Origin of the sequence: uncultured Ramlibacter sp. (assembly GCF_936925435.1) — a bacterium.
Lineage (GTDB): Bacteria > Pseudomonadota > Gammaproteobacteria > Burkholderiales > Burkholderiaceae_C > Ramlibacter.
This window is the reverse complement of the sequence record NZ_CAKZHQ010000049.1, coordinates 89,643-106,263: the sequence shown is the minus strand read 5'-3', so window position 1 is coordinate 106,263 and position 16,621 is coordinate 89,643. Positions and strand designations below refer to the sequence as shown.

The window sequence follows — 16,621 nt, the reverse complement described above, 5'->3', positions numbered from 1 at the left end:
GCCTACTTCTTGCCCAGCCCCATGCGCGCTGCGCCTTCGGTGTAGAGCCTGGTCTTGTCTGCCATGAAGGCGTCCATGCCGTCGAGGCCGACATTGACCAGCTCGAAGCCATTGCGCGCGGCCAGGTCCTTCATCTCGGGGTCGTTGTTCAGGGCCAGCCACAGCTCCGACAGGCGCTTGCGCGCTTCCGGCGGGGTGGACTTGGGCACGCCGATGCCGCGGTAGGCGCCGTCCACCCAGTCCACGCCCAGCTCCTTGAAGGTGGGCACGTCGGGCATCAGGGGATGGCGCTTGTCCATGGCCACGGCCAGCGGGCGTACGCGCTCCTTGTTGACGATGGCAAACGGCGTGTAGGTCATCGCACCATCGACCTGGGCGCCCATGACCGAGGTAGCCATGTCGCCCGTGCCCTTGAACGGCACATAAATCGTCTTGATGCCGAAGGCGGCGCCCAGGCGCTCATGGGCCGCATGGTTGGCGGAGAACTGGCCCGAACCACCCAGGCTGAGCTTGCCGGGGTTGGCCTTGGCCGCCTTGATGAAGTCCGGGAAGGTCTTGATGGCGCTCTGGGCCGGCACCACCAGGATGTCGGGCGTGAAGTGGAACCAGAACACCGGCGTCACATCGGCCGTCTTGTACTGCACCTGGCCCTCGATCGGCTGGAACACGATGTGCGGGAGGTTGACACCCACCACGTTGACGCCGTCGCCGGGCAGCTGGTTCATCTGCGACCACATCAGCGCGCCGCCGGCGCCGGCCTTGTACTGGATGATGGTCTCCAGGCTGGGGCACTTCTTCTTGAGCACCATCTGCTGGTGGCGCGCCGACAGGTCGGACTCACCGCCCGGGGGGAAGGCCTGCCAGTACATGACGTTCTTGTCCAGACATTGCGGCTGCTGGGCCCAGCCCAAGCCGGACAGTGCAGTGAGCGCGATAGCGACCATCATCTTCTTCATCTTTGTCTCCTTTGAAAGTTCTTGGGCGCTAGGACTGCAGGCGCCGGCAGATGGCCTGCGTGACCTGGTCCGTCCCGGCCGTGCCGCCCAGGTCGCGGGTGTGCAGGCTCTTGTCGGCGGTGACGGCTTCGATGGCCTGCATCAGCCGGGCCGCGGCCTCGGCCTCGCCCAGGTGCTCGAGCAGCATGACGCAGCTCCAGAAGGTGCCCAGCGGGTTGGCCAGGCCCTGGCCCATGATGTCGAAGGCCGAGCCGTGGATGGGCTCGAACATGCTGGGGTAGCGCCGCTCGGGATCGATGTTGCCGGTGGGCGCGATGCCCAGGCTGCCGGCCAGGGCTGCAGCCAGGTCGCTCAGGATGTCGGCATGCAGGTTGGTGGCCACCAGGGTGTCCAGCGAGGCCGGCCGGTTGACCATGCGCGCCGTGCAGGCGTCGACCAGCTCCTTGTCCCAGCGCACGTCGGGGAACTCCTTGGCGACCTGCACTGCGATTTCGTCCCACATCACCATGGCGTGGCGCTGGGCATTGGACTTGGTCACCACCGTGAGCTGCTTGCGCGGGCGCGACTGGGCCAGGCGGAAGGCGAAGCGCATGATGCGCTCGACACCGGCGCGGGTCATCATGCTCACGTCGGTCGCCACCTCGATGGGATGGCCCTGGTGGACCCGGCCGCCGACGCCCGCGTATTCACCTTCCGAGTTCTCCCGCACGATCACCCAGTCCAGGTCGGCCGGCGTGCAGCGCTTGAGCGGCGCGTCGATGCCCGGCAGGATGCGCGTGGGCCGTACGTTCGCATACTGGTCGAAGCCCTGGCAGATCTTCAGGCGCAGGCCCCATAGCGTGATGTGGTCCGGGATGTTGGCGTCGCCCGCCGAGCCGAACAGGATGGCGTCCATGGAGCGCAGGGCATCGAGGCCGTCGTCCGGCATCATCTTGCCGTGGCGGCGGTAGTGGTCGCCGCCCCAGTCGAACGAGGTGAACTCAAAGCCGAAACCGGCACCTGCATCACTCAGCGCCCGCAGCACCGTTTCGCCCGCAGGCACCACTTCCTTGCCGATGCCGTCGCCCGGAATGCAGGCAATCTTGTATGTCTTCATGAACCAACTCCTGTGTTGGCCGGACTGTAGGGTGGCCACGGGCTCCGGTCCGGAGGCACAATTCAAGGCATTCTTAACCTGTGGTTCAGCAATGCAGCGCAACAACTCCTCCCAGGACATGCAGTTCTTCGCCCAATTGGTGCGCTGCGGCAGCCTGGTGGCGCTGGCCAGGGAGTTGCAGGTGACACCGGCCGCGGTGAGCAAACGGCTGTCGGGCCTGGAGGCGCGCCTGGGCGTGCCGCTGCTGAACCGGACCACCCGGCGCATCTCGCTGACCGAGCAGGGCCGCACCTACCTGGACAACGCGCGCCGCATCCTCGAAGAGATCGAGGCCGTCGAAAGCGGCCTGCAGGCGGCCCTCGCCCAGCCGGCCGGCCTGCTGCGCGTCAACGCCACGCTGGGCTTTGGCCGCATGCAAGTGGGCCCGGCCATCACGGCCTTCTCGCGCAAGTACCCACGCGTCGATGTGCAACTGCAATTGACCGCCACGCCGCCGCCCATCGTGGACGAGGCTTATGACGTGGGCATCCGCTTCGGTGAGCCGCCCGATTCGCGCCTGATCGCGCGCCGGCTGGCGCCCAACCGGCGCCTGCTGTGCGCCTCACCGGCCTATCTGGCGCGTGCCGGCACGCCGCTCAAGCCACTGGACCTGGCGCGCCACAACTTCATCTCCATCCGCCAGGCCGACGATGCGCAAAGCCTGCTGCGCCTGGCCAGCGGCAAGCGCAGCGAGACCGTGAAGGCGCGCGGCAACCTGAGCACCAACGATGGCGAGGTGGCCGTCAGCTGGGCCCTGAGCGGGCTGGGCATCGTGCTGCGCGCGGAATGGGATGTGGCGCGCTACCTGCGCAGTGGCCGCCTGCAGAGCGTGCTGGAGAACTGGCAGGCGCCGCCGGCCGACGTCTATGCGGTCTATCCGGCACAGCACGCGCGCACCACGCGCGTGCTGGCCTTTGTCGACCATCTGGCACACCACTTCGCGCCTTGAAGCGCGGGCTGCCGCGGTCAGCAGCCCGCGGCTCAGTGCTTGCGCGGCGGCGCGACCGCCGCACCCTGGATGCCATGCCGCTGCAGTGCGTTCGCCACAAAGCCCGAGGCCTTCATCTCCTCGATGAAGGCGCTGAGCCAGGCCTGGGCCGCCATGCGGCCCTTGGGCACGCCCATGGCCTGTTCGATCACCATGAAGCGGCCGGGCAGCAAACGCACACCGCCGACGCGCACGGCGTCCGCTTCCAGTTGCTGGCGCACGCCGGCGGCGACCTCGAGGTTCTGTGCCAGAAACACGTCGGTCACCACGGGCGAGGTGGGCGCGCGCACCAGGGTGGCGGCCTTGAGCTCGCGCGCCAGGTACAGGTCGTAGGCGCTGCCGCGGCCGACCACCACGCGCGTGCCGGCGCGGTCAACCTCTTCATTGCGCTGCAGGGGCGAGGCATTGCGCACCAGGTAAGCGCCTTCGATGATGACGTAGGGCGCCGTGTACTCGGTGTCGGCGGCGCGCACAGGATCGATGGCGACAAAGGCCAGGTCGACCTGCCTGGCCTTGACGGCTTCGACCACGTTGCCGGCCGAATTGAACAGCACCAGCTCGATGGGCACGCCCAGGCGGCGCGCTGCCTCGCGGGCCAGATCGACGGACACACCGACAGCCTCGCCGGCGGCGTTGCGGTTGGCCAGGATGGGGTTGCCGAAATTGATGGCGGCGCGCAGCTTGCCGGTGGACGCCAGTTCGGCGATGGCAGCGTTCTTGTCGGGCCCCATGGCGGCACAGCCGCCCAGCAGCAGGGCGCCGGCGGCGCAAAAGCTTCGGCGGTTTGTTGTGTGCATGCTTGTCACTCCACTTTCACGTTGGCGCTCTTGACCAGGTTGACCCAGAATTTGCCGTCGTCCACCAGGAAGCTGGCGAACTGCTCGGGCGAGCCGGAGAGCGAAACCTCCGTGCCCTCGCGTGCCAGCGCCGCTTTCACCGAGGGCTGCTGCATGGCCGCGGTTGCCGCGTCAAACAGCTTTTTCACCACGGCGGGCGGGGTCGCGGCCGGCACGAAGACGCCGTACCAGAACTCCAGGTTGTAGTCGGGCAGGCCGGCCTCCTTCATGCCGGGCAGGTCCGGCACCAGGGGCGAGCGCTCGCGCGTGCTCACCGCGATGGCGCGCAACTTGCCACCATTGGCCTGCGGCAGCACCGAGGGCGAGGTGCCGAAGGTCAGCTGGGTGTCGCCCGCCATCACCGATTGCACGGCCGGGGCGCCGCCGCGGTAAGGCACATGCGTCATCTCGGCGCCGGAGAGCAGGCTGAACAGGGCCGCGCCCAGGTGCGGCGCCGAGCCATTGCCCGAGGTCGAGTAATTCAGCTTGCCGGGGTCCTTCTTGGCCGCCGCGACCAGGTCGGCCACCGAGCGGATGCCGGTGTTGGGGTTGACCGCCAGCACCAGGGGCGAGGTGGTGATCTTGGTCACCGCCAGCAGGTCGCTGGGCTTGTAGCCCAGCTTGGGGTTGAGCGCCGGGTTCACCGAGATGCTGCTGGGACTGGCGATCAGCACGGTATAGCCATCCGCCGGCGCCTTGGCCACGAGGTCGGCCGCCACGCTGGAGCCATTGCCCGGCTTGTTGTCGACCACCACGGTCTGGCCCAGCGCCTTGCCGAAAGCATCGCTCATGGCGCGCGCCACGTAATCGGCGGCGCCGGCCGGCGCAAAGCCCACCACCAGGCGGATGGGCTTGCTGGGATAGGGCGCGGGCTGCGCCGAGCTGCTGCCGGCGATGGCGCCCAGGCCCAGCGCCAGGATCCAGGACATCTTGTTCATGCTGTTGTCTCCTTTTTTTTGGCTGTCTCAGGACCCGGGCATGCGCAGCACGATCTTGCCCACGTGCCCCCCGGCTTCCATCAAGGCTTTGGCCTCGGGCAGCTGGTCCAATGCAAAGACCCGGTCGATCAGCGGCCGGATGCGGCCCGCCGCCAGGTGCGGCAACACCTGCGCGATGAAGCCGGGGATGGCCGCGGCGCGCTGGGCCTTGGAGCGCAGCTTGTTAGACACGCCGAACACGCTCAGGCGCCGGGCATGCAAGGCGTTGAGGTCCAGGTCGGCATTGAGCACGCCGTCCACATAGCCCACGGTCGCCAGCCGGCCTTCGAAGGCCATGGCGCGGATGTTCTCGGCAAACACCGAGCCGCCCACGGTGTTGATCACCAGGTCGGCGCCGTGCTGGGCCGTCGCCTCCATCACGGCCGGACCGAAGTCGGCAGCGCGCGTGCACAGGCCCAGATCCAGGCCCAGCGGCTGGAGCCTGGCCAGCTTGTCGGCTGAACCCGAGGTGCCGATCACCTTGGCGCCCAGCACCTTGCCCAGCTGCAGGCTGGCCACGCCCACGCCGGAGGACACGCCGTTGACCAGCAGCCATTCGCCGGCCTGCAGGCGGCCCTGTAGCACCAGCATGTCGTAGGTCACCATGAAGGCCAGCGGCACCGAGGCCGCCTCCTCCCAGGACAGGGCGTCGGGCACGGGCAGGGCCTCGGCGGCGTCGACCAGAGCGTATTCCGAGAAGCCGCCGGCGCAGCGGCCCATGACGCGGCTGCCGATGGCAAAGCCGCTGGCGCCTTCACCGATGGCGACCACCTCGCCGGCGCACTCGCCGCCAATGGCCTTCCAGCTGCCGGCCTTGCCGTGCAGGCCGTGGCCGACGACGAACTCGCCGCGGTTAAGCGATGCGGCGCGCACGCGCACCAGCAACTGGCCGGCACCCGCTTCGGGCGCCGGCACATCGCGCAGTTCGAGCACCGTGTCGGTCTCGGTCATCTGCATCCAGTAAGACTGCATGTTCTGGTTTCCTTTCAGCGGCCGGTGAAGACCGGTTTGCGCTTTTGCATGAAGGCGGTCCGGCCTTCGGCGTAGTCGGCACTCTCGAAGCAGCCGCGGATCAGCGAGGCGCACAGCGCGTGGTCCAGCTCCGGCGAAGGCTTGAGGATCTCGCGGGTGATGGCCTTGCCCGCCATCACGGTCAGCGGCGCGTTCTCGGCGATGGATGCAGCGTACTCGGCCAGCAGAGCCTCCAGGGCTTCGGGCGCGCAGGCCCGCGACACCAGGCCCAGGGCCTTGGCCTCGACGGTGTCGATGCGCCGCGCCGTGAAGAACAGGTCCTTGGCCGCGCCGGGACCGATCAGGTCGACCAGGTTCTTCATCGCCGAGTAGCGGTAGCCCAGGCCCAGCCGGGCGGCGGGAATGGCGAACACCGAATCGGTGGAGGCGATGCGGATGTCGCAGCTGATGGCCACGTTGACGCCGCCGCCGATGCAGTAGCCGCGGATGCAGGCCAGCGTGGGCTTGGGGAAGTCGGCAATGCCCATCAGCGTGGCTTCGGCCATCTTCTCGTAATAGGCCACGGCCTCGCGCGCGGCGCGCATGTCTTCGAACTGCGAGATGTCGGCGCCCGAGACAAAAGCCTTGTCTCCGGCGCCGGAGAAGGCCACCAGGCGCACGCGCTCGTCGGCCTCGGCCAGCTGGAGCAAGGGCGGCACGGCCTCCCACATGTCAACCGACAACGCGTTGTGTTTTGCCGGGTTGTTGAAGCGGATGTGCAGCGTGCGGCCGTCCAGCCAGGTCTGGACACGCTCGGTGCCGCTGGCGTAAGTGGGTTCTGTCATCAATACACTCCGGCGGCTTTCATGCGGGTAAGGTCTTCGGTGCCGAGCCCCAGCTCGCGCAGGATTTCCTCGCTGTGTTCGCCGCGGCGCGGGGCGGCGCGGGCCACGGTGCTGGGCGTGCGCTCCAGCTGCACCGGCTGGCCGACCAGGCGCTGCGGGCCCTGCCACTTGGAGACCACCTCCTTGACCATGCCCAGGTGCTGGATCTGCGGCTCGGCAAAGACGCCGCGCATGTCGTTGATCTCGCCGCAGGCCACGCCACCCTCGTTGAACTGCTGGATCCAGTGGCTGCGGTCGTGTTCGGCCAGGCGGCGGTTGATCTCGGCGTTGAGCGCATCGCGGTTGACCGAACGGCCCAGCTTGTCGTGGTAGCGGCCGTCGGCAATCCATTCGGGTGCGCCCAGAATGTTGCAGAAGCGCTCCCAGATCTTGGAGCCGAAGACGGCGATGTTCATGTAGCCGTCGCGCGCCTTGTAGACACCGGTGGGAATGCTGGTCGGGTGGTAGTTGCCGGCCTGGCTCGCCACCTCGCCGTCGATCAGGTAGCGCGAGGTCTGGAAGTCCATCATGTAGACCATGGACTCCAGCAACGAGGTGTGCAGGAACTGGCCCTTGCCGGAAGTCTCGCGTTCCAGCAGGGCGACCAGGATGCCCTGGGCCGCGAAGATGCCGGCGCACAGGTCGGCGATGGGAATGCCCACGCGCACCGGCCCGTCACCCGGGATGCCAGTGACCGACATCAGGCCGCCCATGCCCTGGGCGATCTGGTCGAAGCCCGGCCGCGTGGCCAGCGGTCCGGTCTGGCCGAAGCCGGAGATGCTGGCGTAGACCAGGCCAGGGTTGTCGGCTGCCAGCGCCTCGTAATCGATGCCCAGGCGGAATTTCACGTCGGGCCGGAAGTTCTCCACCACCACGTCGGCGCCGGCGATCAGCCGCTTGAGCGTGGCGATGCCTTCGTCCTGCTTGAGGTCCAGGGTGATGGAGCGCTTGTTGCGGTGCGTGTACTGGTAGTCCGAGCCGTCCTGGCCGCCCAGGGTGTCGTCGCCGCGCATGTGCTCGGGCATCTGCACCTGGATGACGTCGGCGCCCCAGTCGGCGAGCTGACGGCAACAGGTGGGGCCAGCGCGCACCTGGGTCAGGTCGATGACGCGAAAGCGCTGCAGGGCAGTGGAAGCGGGCAGGTGGGGCATGGGCTGCGTGTCCTTGTCTGGCGAGGTCTCAGGGACGGCACAGCGCCGTCAGGCTGCGCAGGTCGGGCAAGGCGGCCAGGTCCCAGCAGGCGTGGGTGATCTCGCTCGCCTTGGCTTGTCCCAGCACCGGGTGAACCAGGGCATGGAACTTGGCCTCGAGCTGTGCGTTGGACAGCGGGTTGTTCATGGAGCCGATGGCGTGCTCGACCTGGACCTCGATGCGCCGGCCATCCTTGAGCACGGCGGCCACGTGGACCGCGGCCTCATCGATCGAGTCGTCGACGGTGGCGCGCACCTTGTCGCGCAGCTCGATCACACGCGGGTCGCGCACCACCGCGTCGGAAAATTCTTCCTCGCCCGCATGGCCGTACATCAGGCCCAGGGCGCAGCCGTGGTAGACGCTGAACTTGGCCTCCAGGCCGTCCTTGGGCGCCTTCTTGCCTGTCAGTTCCAGCACCAGGGAGTGCACGCGCAGCTCGATGCGCTCGACCTGGTCCGGCGTGACGCCCTTGTCCTTGAGTTGCACGCAGGCGTCGATGCTGGGATGGATGACGATGCCGCAGGCAAAGGGCTTGTAGGTGTTGAACGAGATCTCGAAGCGCTGGCCCAGCTCGTCGGTCACCTCGTGCCAGGCCCGCTTGTCGGAAGCCACCTGCACGAAGCCGCGGGGCGCCTCCAGGGCACGCGGGCTGGCGGTAAAGCCCTTGCTGGCCAGCAGGGCCGACATCAGGCCTGCGCGCGCCGCGCCGCCCGGATGGAAGGGCTTGGTCATGGTGCCGAATTGCTCGCGCAAGCCGACGGGCTGCGACGCCGCGATGCCCAACGCCATCGCGGTCTGCTGTTCGTCCAACCGCAGCAGGCGCGCGCAGCCGGCTGCCGCGCCCAGCATGCCGGTGGAGCCGGTGATGTGCCAGCCGCGGTCGTAGTGATCGGGGTACATCACATTGCCGATGCGGCAGGCCACATCGATGCCCAGCACCAGGGCATCGAGCAGGTCGCGGCCGCTGCTGCCGTTGCGCTCGCCCAGGGCCAGGATGGCGGAGGCCACCGGCCCGGCCGGATGGATGATGGTCTTGAGGTGGGTGTCGTCGAAGTCGAAGGTGTGGGAGGTGATGCCGTTGACCAGGGCGGCGCTGCCCATGTCCACCTTGTCGCGGCGGCCCAGCACGCTGGCCTGGGGCGCCGGCTCCAGCAGCTGGACGGCAGACAGCGCCGCATCGGCGGCTTCGTGATGCGCGGCGCCGATGGCGCAGCCCAGCCAGTTGTAAAAAGTGCGGTGGGCCTCGCGTTCGACGGCGTCGCTCCAGCCCCGGGACGGGTGGCTGGAAACGAAGCGCGCCAGGATGCTGGTGACCGGGGGAGCCGCTGTGTCAGCGGTGACTTGGGTGTTGCGTGCCATGGGGAAAAGTCGTTGGGAAAAGAAAAGGGCTGGCGGCGTGCGGCCGCTATTCGTCGAGCTGGATCTTGCGGGCCTTGGCCAGCGCGGTCCAGCGCTCGATGTCGGCGCGGATGTACTGGCCGAACTGCTCGGGCGTCATCGGCCAGGGCTCGACGGCCTCACCGGCGAGCTTTTCGGCCAGGTCGGGCACCTTGAGCACGGCCACCTGGGTTTCATTGAGGCGGCGCACGATGTCGGCCGGCAGGCCGGCCGGGCCCACCGAGCCGTACCACTGCATGGCGTCAAAGCCCTTGAAGCCGACCTCGTCCATGGTCGGCACGTCCTTGAGCTGGGGACTGCGCTGCTTGCCGGTAACGGCCAGGGCGCGCATGCGGCCCGAGCGCAGGTGCGGCAGCGCCGCCGCCAGGCCAGGGAACATGGCCTGGGTCTGGCCGCCCAGCACGTCGTTGATGGCCGGCGCGATGCCGCGGTAGGGGATGTGCAGCATGAAGATACCGGTCTCCTGCTTGAACAGCTCCATCGTCAGATGGGTCAGCGAGCCGGGCCCGGCCGAGCCGTAGTTGACCTTGCCGGGACTGCGCTTGACGTAATCGATGAACTCCTTGATGTCCTTGACCGGCAGGCTGGCGTTGATGGCCAGCACATTGGGCGTGGCACCGATCATGCCGATGGGCGTGAAGTCCTTGATGGCGTCGTAGGCCACCTTGCGCGTGGCCGGCGTGGTGCCGTGCGTGGCGACATAGCCCTGCAGCAGGGTGTAGCCGTCCGGGGCAGCCCGCGCCGCGGTCTGGCAGGCGACTACGCCGCCGCCACCGCCCTGGTTATCGACCACGAAGCTCTGGCCCAGCAGGCGGCCCCAGCGCTCGGTGACCACGCGGGCGATCATGTCGCTGCCGCCGCCGGCCGCGACCGGGACGATGTAGCGGATCGCTTTGGCTGGCCAGGCCTGTGCGCGGGCCAGTTGCGGCAACGCGATAGCAGCCGACGCTGCCTGCAAAAGATGGCGGCGAAGCATGGACTTGTCTCCTTTTTATGGCGCGATGATGCGGTGGCCGTCAGCTGTTGTAAATTGCATCTTTTGGAAGACTTGTTGCATTCACTGCATGAATCGGCCTGAACCATGGTGAAGCCCTCCCTGGCGGACCTGCGCGCCTTCGTCACCGTCGGCCAGCTGCAGAGCTTCGCTGCCGCCGCCCAGTCGCTGCATCTGTCGCAGCCCGCGCTGTCGCGCCGCATCTCCCATCTGGAAGGCGTCCTGGGCGTGCGCCTGTTCGACCGCACGACACGCAGCGTCGAGCTGACCCTGCTGGGCCAGCGCTTCCTGGGTCAGGTGCGCAGCGTGGTCGACGAGCTCGACCGCTCGGTGGTCAGCCTGCACGACGTCGCCCATCTGGAAGCGGGCGACGTGACCGTGGGCTGCGTGTTCTCCGCCGTCCACCACTTCCTGCCGGGCGTGATCCGGTCGTTTCGCGAGAAGCATCCCCATGTGCTGGTGCGCCTCATCGAAGAGGGCGCGGACGAGGTGCTGGCCAGCGTCAAGCAAGGCGAATCGGATTTCGCGCTGGACTACATCGGCATGCAGGACCCGGAGGTGGAGTTCACGCCGCTGCTCAAGGAGCCCTTCGTCGTGGCCTGTCCGGCCGACCATCCCCTGGCCAGGCGGCGCACGGTGCGCTGGGAGGAGCTGGCCCGCCATCCCTATGCCCTGGTCTCGCACGAAAGCCGCAACCGGGTGTTGATCGACCAGGCGCTGGCCGAGGTCAAGCGCCTGCCGCGGCCGGTCTGCGAGGTGCGCCATGTCTCCACCCTGATCGGCATCGTGGAAAACGGCCTGGCGATTGCCGTCGTGCCGCAGCTGGCGCTGCCGCGCGAATCGGGCGCCGTGGTCGGCGTGCGCCTGGCGGACCCGGGCATCACCCGCACCATCGGCCTGGTGCGCCGCAACGGCCGCAGCCTGTCGCCCGCCGCCACCGCCTTCGCCCAGCTGCTGACCCAGGCCATCCGGGCCCGGGCCAAGCCCGCGGGGCGCAAGTAGCATGAAGACCAGCACGCTGCGGGCCCAGGACGGCGACGCCGCGGCCGCCATGGTGCCGCTGCGCTCCTTGCGCGCCGTTGCCTCTGTGGTGGTGGCCGGCGGGGTGAGCGAGGCGGCACGCGCGCTGCACCAGTCGCCCTCGTCGGTGACGCGCGCCGTGCAGCGCGCCGAGGCGATGTTGGGCATCAAGCTGTTCGAACGCGGCGCCCTGGGCATGACGGCCACGCCCGCCGGCCAGATTCTCGCCGTGCGGGTGGCGCGTGCCCTGGAAGAATTGCAGGTGGCGGCCGATGGTCTGCGCTTGCGCGGCGCACAGGCATCGGTGGCGGCCCTGCCGCGGCTGGCCAGCGATACGCTGCTGCAGGCGATCGTGGCACGCGCGAACCACGCCACCGAGAGCGCCGCCGCCGCCCACATCGGCATGTCGCAGCCGGCGCTGCACCAGGCGCTGCGCCGGCTCGAGCACCTGGCCAAGATGCCGCTGCTCGAGCGCACGCGCATCGGTGCGCGCCTGAACGAGTCGGGCCGCTGGATGCACCAGCAGGCGCAACTGGCCCTGGCCGAGATCCGGGTCGGCCACGAGGAACTTGCGCGCTGGCGCGGCCAGGGCGGCACGCGGGTGGTGATCGGCACCCTGCCCATGGCCAGCGACGTGCTCGTCCCGCAGGCCGTGGCGCTGGCCATGGGCACGGCATCGGGCATCCATTTCACGGTCAAGGACGGCACCTATGAGTCGCTGACGCAGATGCTGCGCACGGCCGAGATCGATTTCATGGTCGGCCCGCTGCGCGGCGCAGCGCTGGCGGACGACCTGGCCGAAGAAGTGCTGCTGATCGACCGCTTCGTCGCCGTCGGCCGCGCCGGCCACCCGCTGCTGGCCGGCGGCCGCAAGGCCTCGCTCAAGCGGCTGGCCGCCTATGCCTGGGTGGGGCCGCTGCCGGGCACGCCCGCGCAGGCAGTGTTCGACCGGCTTTTTGCCGATGCAGGCCTGGCTGCGCCGCGCGTCATCCTGAGCGCGCACAGCACGGCCGTCGTTCGCTCTGTGTTGCTGGCCAGCGACCACGTCGCGCTGATCTCGCCCCTGCAGGTGCGCGCCGAGGTCCAGGCCGGCCTGCTGGCCCATGTCTCGGCCCCGTTGCCCGGCTCGGAGCGCGCGATCGGCATCACGCAACGGCGCGACGCCCTGGCCTCGTCGGCCTGCCTGGAGGTGCTGGCCGCGCTGCGCCAGACGGCGGTCGCCGCCACCCTGTTTTGAAATAAGCAAAACGCAACGCTGCAGCGCCATCTTGCAAGGCGGATGGGCCGGCCGCGGCCGATACTCGATAGGTGACCCACAATGCCCTTGCCAACCCCTTGAACCGCCGCGCGCTGCTGGCCACCCTGGCCGCCGGCCCGCTGGCCCTGGCCAGCGCCCAGGCCCAGAGCCCCTTCCCCTCCAAGCCGCTGCGCATCATCGTGCCCTTCACGCCCGGCGGCTCGTCCGACGTGCTGGCGCGGGCCATTGGCCTGGAACTGGGCAAGGCCTTCAACCAGCCCGTTCTCATCGACAACGTGCCCGGCGCCGGCGGCTCGCTGGGCGCCGACCGCGCCGCCAAGTCGCCGGCCGACGGCTACACCCTGCTGATGGGCCATATCGGCACCCTGGCCATCAACCCCGCGCTCTACCCCAAGCTGCCCTACGACCCGCAACGCAGCTTCGCCCCGGTGGCCTGGATCGCACGCGTGCCCAACGTGCTGGTGGTCAACGCCGCGCTCCCTGCGCACAACCTCAAGGAGCTGATCGCCCTGGCCAAGGCCAGGCCCGGCCAGCTGGCCTATGGCTCGGGCGGCAATGGCAGCGCGGCCCACACCACGATGGAATACCTGAAGATGCAGACCCAGGCTTCCTTCCTGCACATCCCCTACCGCGGCACGGCGCCCTCGGTGACCGACCTGCTGGCCGGCCAGGTGCAGGTGCTGTTCACCGGCATCCCGGCCCTGCTGCCGCACATCAAGGCCGGCAAGCTGCGCGCCCTGGCCGTCTCCAGCCCCAGGCGCCTGGCCCTGTTGCCGGATGTGCCCACCGTCGCCGAGAGCGGTGTCGCCGGCACCAAGGGTTTCGAGGCCGACCAGTGGTACGGCCTGGCGGCGCCAGCGGGCACGCCGGCTGATGTGGTGACGCTGCTGAACCAGCAAGTGAACAAGGCACTGGCTTCGGAGGAGGTCCGCTCGCGTCTGGCCGCCGAAGGCGCGGAAGCCACGCCAGCGACGCCGCAGCAGTTCGCCCAGCTGATCGCCAGAGAGATTCCGCGCTGGGCGCAGGTGGTGAAGAACGCCCGCATCAGCGTGGACTGACGCAAGCGAAGAAGACACAACAGGAGACACCCATGAAACCATTGATTCGCCTGCTGGCAGCAGGCGTTCTGGCCGCTGCATTGCCCGCTGCATGGGCCCAGGCCCCCGCCGCACCCGCAGCGGTCACCGCCACCGGCAAGACCGAAGTCCTGTGGCTGGGTCAGGCGGCCTTTCGCATCACCACGCCCGGCGGCAAGGTCATCGTGACCGACCCCTGGCTGCGCCTGAATCCGCTGACACCGCCCGAGTACAAGAACCTGGAAGCGCTGGGCAAGATCGACGTGCTGCTGGTGACGCATGCGCACTTCGACCACTTCGCCGACGCGCCCGCGCTGGCGCTGCTGCACCAGGTGCCCTTGCATGGGCCCGGCGACATGAACCAGGCCGTCGGCCTGCTGGGCATCCTGCCGGCCAACCTGGTGCCGCGCTTCAACAAGAGCGGCAGCATCACGCCCGCGCCCGGCATCAAGGTGACGGCGGTGCGCGCCGAGCATTCCTCGGTGCTGGTCTGGAAGAACCCGGCCACCGGCAAGGATGAAGCGCACTACGGCGGCGAGCCGGTGGGCTTCATCATCGAGCTGGAGAACGGCTTTCGCATCTGGCACATGGGCGACACCGGCCTGTTCGGCGACATGCGCTTCATCGCCGAGTACTACAAGCCCGACCTGGTGCTGATGCCCATCGGCGGCCACTTCACCATGGACCCGGCCGACGCCGCCTACGCCACGCGTGAGTGGATCAAGCCCAAGTCCGTGATTCCCATGCACTACGGCGCCAACCCGCTGGGCAAGGGAACCCCCGAGCAATACAGCCGCGCACTGGGCGCAAGCAGCACACGCGTGCTGCCGCTCAAGCCCGGCGAGAAGGCGGTGTTCTGATGCGCCGCCGCACCCTGATCGGCGGCGCCGCCGCCCTCCCCGTCGCTTTCACGCCCACCTGGGCCCTGGCCCAGGCCTTCCCGTCCAAGCCCGTGCGCATCGTCGTGCCCTTCGGCCCCGGCGGCATCGCCGACCTGGTGGCGCGCGCCATCGCCCAGAAGCTGGGCGAGCAGCTGCGCCAGAGCGTGGTGGTGGAGAACAAGCCGGGCGCCGGCGGCGTCGTGGCCGGCGACATGGTGGCCAAGGCCGAACCCGACGGCCACACCCTGCTGCTCATGAGCAACGGCACGGCCGTCAGCGCCACGCTGTTCCAGTCGCTGCCCTTCAACGCGCAGAAGGACTTCGCACCCGTGGCCACGCTGGGTGTGTTCGACATCGCCGTGCTCACCGCCGCCGACAGCCGCTTCAAGAGCATGAAGGAGCTGCTGGCCTATGCCAGGGCCAATCCCGGCAAACTGAACATGGCGACCATCAACGTCGGCAGCTCGCAGCACCTGTCGGCGGAACTGCTCAAGACCAGCGCCGGGGTCGACTTCCAGGTCGTGCCCTTCAACGGCTCGCCGGCCGTGCTGACGGCGCTGCGCGGCGGCCAGGTCGATGCCGCGGTCGAGATCCTGGGCCCCATGCTGCCGCAGATCGCTGCCAAGGCGGTGCAGCCCTTGGCGGTGATGGGCGCGCGCCGCGCCGCGAGCCTGCCCGACGTGCCCACCATGGTGGAGAGCGGCGTGGCCGGCTTCGACGTGGCCTCCTGGAACGCGCTGGCCGCGCCCGCACGCACGCCGCCGGCCGTGGTTGCGCAGCTCAATCGCGAAGTGAACAAGGTCCTTGCCGACCCCGGCGTGCGCAAGCAGCTGGCCGACCTGAATGTCACACCCCGGGGAGGAACACCCGAGCAGCTGGGTGAACTGCTGGCGTCCGAGACCCGCCGCTGGGCGGACGTGATCATCCGCGCCAAGGTGCCACGCCAATAAGCGCCGCGCGCAACAACAGAGTCAACAACGAGGAGAGAGACACCATGAAGATGAAGACACTGGCGCTTGCCGCCTGCCTGTGCGTGAGCGCGTCCGCCATGGCCCAGAGCGCCGCCACCAGCATGACGCTGTACGGCATCGTCGACCTGTCGGCGCGCAAGCAGACCGGCCTGACGGCCGCCTACACCCGCGATGCGAACGACACCACGGTGGTGGCCAGCGGCGTCGGCCCGACCAGCCGCTGGGGCATCCGCGGCTCCGAGGACCTGGGCGGCGGCACGCGGGCGCTGTTCAACCTGGAGTCGGGCATCAACGCCGACAGCGGCATCCAGGCCAATGCCCTGACCTACTTCGACCGCGCCTCCGTGGTCGGTCTGAGCGGCAGCTGGGGCCAGCTGATGGCGGGACGGCAGAACACGCTGCTGGCGGACTCCGCCGGCGTCACCGATCCCATCGGCCTGCGCTTTGCCGGCATGAACCCCAACATCCAGATCACCAGCCTGACCGGCCACCAGCTGGGCATCGAGTTCGGCAACACCGGCTCCAGCGGCTCGTCCAACCGCGTCAACAACGGTCTGAAGTACTCGCTGCCCGTCGGCCCGGTGGTGGCGCGCGCGATGTACAGCTTCGGCGAGGTGACGGCGGACACGTCCAGGCTGCAGTCGGCCGGCCTGGGCCTGGACTACCTGAGCAACGGCTTTTCCGTCACCAGCGCGTACACCCAGTTCCGCGACCTGAACGACCGCGAGCTGCGCGCCAGCAACATCGGCGCCAGCTGGCTGGTGCTGCCAACGCTGCGCCTGATGGCCAACGTGGGCTACAACAAGGCTGAGACTTCGGCAACCACCCAGACCCGCAACCGGCTGATCGCCGCCGGCGTCAACTACGCCGCCACGCCCACGATCGACGTGCTGGCGGGCTACTACAACGCCGAGCGCGCCAGGACCGGCATGACGGACGACGGCTTCAACCGCCTGCTGGCCTTCGTTGAATACAAGTTCAGCCGGCGCAGCAAGGTCTACCTGGAACTGGACTCCACGCACTGGAAAAACAACTACCTGGTGGCCAATGCGAAGTCGACCTCCAACGGCCTCAGCTTGGGCATCACCCACGCCTTCTGAGGATT

Annotated in this window: 16 protein-coding genes; 7 read left to right on the top strand and 9 right to left on the bottom strand. The window is 68.8% G+C overall.

The features are described from left to right. Positions 1 to 2: 2 nt before the first annotated feature. On the bottom strand, positions 3 to 956 hold the full coding sequence (locus Q0632_RS19985) for a tripartite tricarboxylate transporter substrate binding protein (protein ID WP_298933503.1): 954 nt from the start codon (positions 954 to 956) through the stop codon (positions 3 to 5). 28 nt (positions 957 to 984) lie between these two features. After that, complete coding sequence (locus tag Q0632_RS19980; protein ID WP_298933502.1) at positions 985 to 2,052, bottom strand: tartrate dehydrogenase; 1,068 nt, start codon at positions 2,050 to 2,052, stop codon at positions 985 to 987. A 91-nt stretch (positions 2,053 to 2,143) separates the two neighbouring features. Here Q0632_RS19980 and Q0632_RS19975 point away from each other — a divergent pair, with 91 nt between their 5' ends. After that, positions 2,144 to 3,040, top strand: a complete 897-nt coding sequence (locus Q0632_RS19975) for a LysR family transcriptional regulator (RefSeq protein ID WP_298933500.1) — start codon at positions 2,144 to 2,146, stop codon at positions 3,038 to 3,040. Between the two features lie 32 nt (positions 3,041 to 3,072). On the opposite strand, the gene Q0632_RS19970 is transcribed toward Q0632_RS19975, so the two are convergent. From Q0632_RS19970 to Q0632_RS19940, 7 genes are all read right to left on the bottom strand, one after another. Further along, entirely contained in the window at positions 3,073 to 3,810 is a 738-nt protein-coding gene (locus Q0632_RS19970) for an ABC transporter substrate-binding protein (protein ID WP_298933618.1), read from the bottom strand. Positions 3,811 to 3,881: 71 nt separating this feature from the next. Beyond that, positions 3,882 to 4,853: a tripartite tricarboxylate transporter substrate binding protein gene (locus tag Q0632_RS19965; RefSeq protein WP_298933498.1), complete on the bottom strand. Its 972-nt coding sequence runs from the start codon at positions 4,851 to 4,853 to the stop codon at positions 3,882 to 3,884. 27 nt (positions 4,854 to 4,880) lie between these two features. Then, positions 4,881 to 5,864 carry a zinc-binding dehydrogenase gene (locus Q0632_RS19960; RefSeq protein ID WP_298933496.1) on the bottom strand — a complete coding sequence of 328 codons (984 nt, stop codon included), beginning with the start codon at positions 5,862 to 5,864 and terminating at the stop codon, positions 4,881 to 4,883. A gap of 14 nt (positions 5,865 to 5,878) precedes the next feature. Beyond that, positions 5,879 to 6,688, bottom strand: a complete 810-nt coding sequence (locus tag Q0632_RS19955; protein ID WP_298933494.1) for an enoyl-CoA hydratase — start codon at positions 6,686 to 6,688, stop codon at positions 5,879 to 5,881. Beyond that, entirely contained in the window at positions 6,688 to 7,878 is a 1,191-nt protein-coding gene (locus Q0632_RS19950) for a CaiB/BaiF CoA-transferase family protein (protein WP_298933492.1), read from the bottom strand. Before Q0632_RS19950 ends, Q0632_RS19955 begins: the two co-directional genes overlap by 1 nt. 28 nt (positions 7,879 to 7,906) lie before the next feature. After that, complete coding sequence (locus Q0632_RS19945) at positions 7,907 to 9,277, bottom strand: MmgE/PrpD family protein (protein ID WP_298933490.1); 1,371 nt, start codon at positions 9,275 to 9,277, stop codon at positions 7,907 to 7,909. Positions 9,278 to 9,323: 46 nt separating this feature from the next. Then, a complete protein-coding gene (locus Q0632_RS19940) occupies positions 9,324 to 10,292 on the bottom strand; it encodes a tripartite tricarboxylate transporter substrate binding protein (protein WP_298933488.1) in 969 nt (322 codons plus the stop codon). Between the two features lie 105 nt (positions 10,293 to 10,397). Here Q0632_RS19940 and Q0632_RS19935 point away from each other — a divergent pair, with 105 nt between their 5' ends. The 6 genes from Q0632_RS19935 (at position 10,398) to Q0632_RS19910 (ending at position 16,616) form a co-directional block, all read left to right on the top strand. Further along, positions 10,398 to 11,312, top strand: a complete 915-nt coding sequence (locus tag Q0632_RS19935) for a LysR family transcriptional regulator (RefSeq protein ID WP_298933487.1) — start codon at positions 10,398 to 10,400, stop codon at positions 11,310 to 11,312. A gap of 1 nt (position 11,313) precedes the next feature. Beyond that, on the top strand, positions 11,314 to 12,567 hold the full coding sequence (locus tag Q0632_RS19930; protein WP_298933486.1) for a LysR family transcriptional regulator: 1,254 nt from the start codon (positions 11,314 to 11,316) through the stop codon (positions 12,565 to 12,567). A 71-nt stretch (positions 12,568 to 12,638) separates the two neighbouring features. Beyond that, positions 12,639 to 13,646, top strand: coding sequence for a tripartite tricarboxylate transporter substrate binding protein (locus Q0632_RS19925; protein WP_298933485.1), 1,008 nt, complete (start codon positions 12,639 to 12,641; stop codon positions 13,644 to 13,646). A gap of 32 nt (positions 13,647 to 13,678) precedes the next feature. Beyond that, the gene (locus Q0632_RS19920) at positions 13,679 to 14,524 is read left to right on the top strand and encodes a metal-dependent hydrolase (RefSeq protein WP_298933483.1); all 846 of its coding nucleotides are present in this window, start codon (positions 13,679 to 13,681) and stop codon (positions 14,522 to 14,524) included. Next, positions 14,524 to 15,495 (top strand): tripartite tricarboxylate transporter substrate binding protein, encoded by a 972-nt coding sequence (locus tag Q0632_RS19915; RefSeq protein ID WP_298933481.1) that lies wholly within the window; start codon positions 14,524 to 14,526, stop codon positions 15,493 to 15,495. Before Q0632_RS19920 ends, Q0632_RS19915 begins: the two co-directional genes overlap by 1 nt. A gap of 44 nt (positions 15,496 to 15,539) precedes the next feature. Beyond that, the gene (locus tag Q0632_RS19910) at positions 15,540 to 16,616 is read left to right on the top strand and encodes a porin (protein WP_298933479.1); all 1,077 of its coding nucleotides are present in this window, start codon (positions 15,540 to 15,542) and stop codon (positions 16,614 to 16,616) included. Positions 16,617 to 16,621 lie beyond the last annotated feature (5 nt).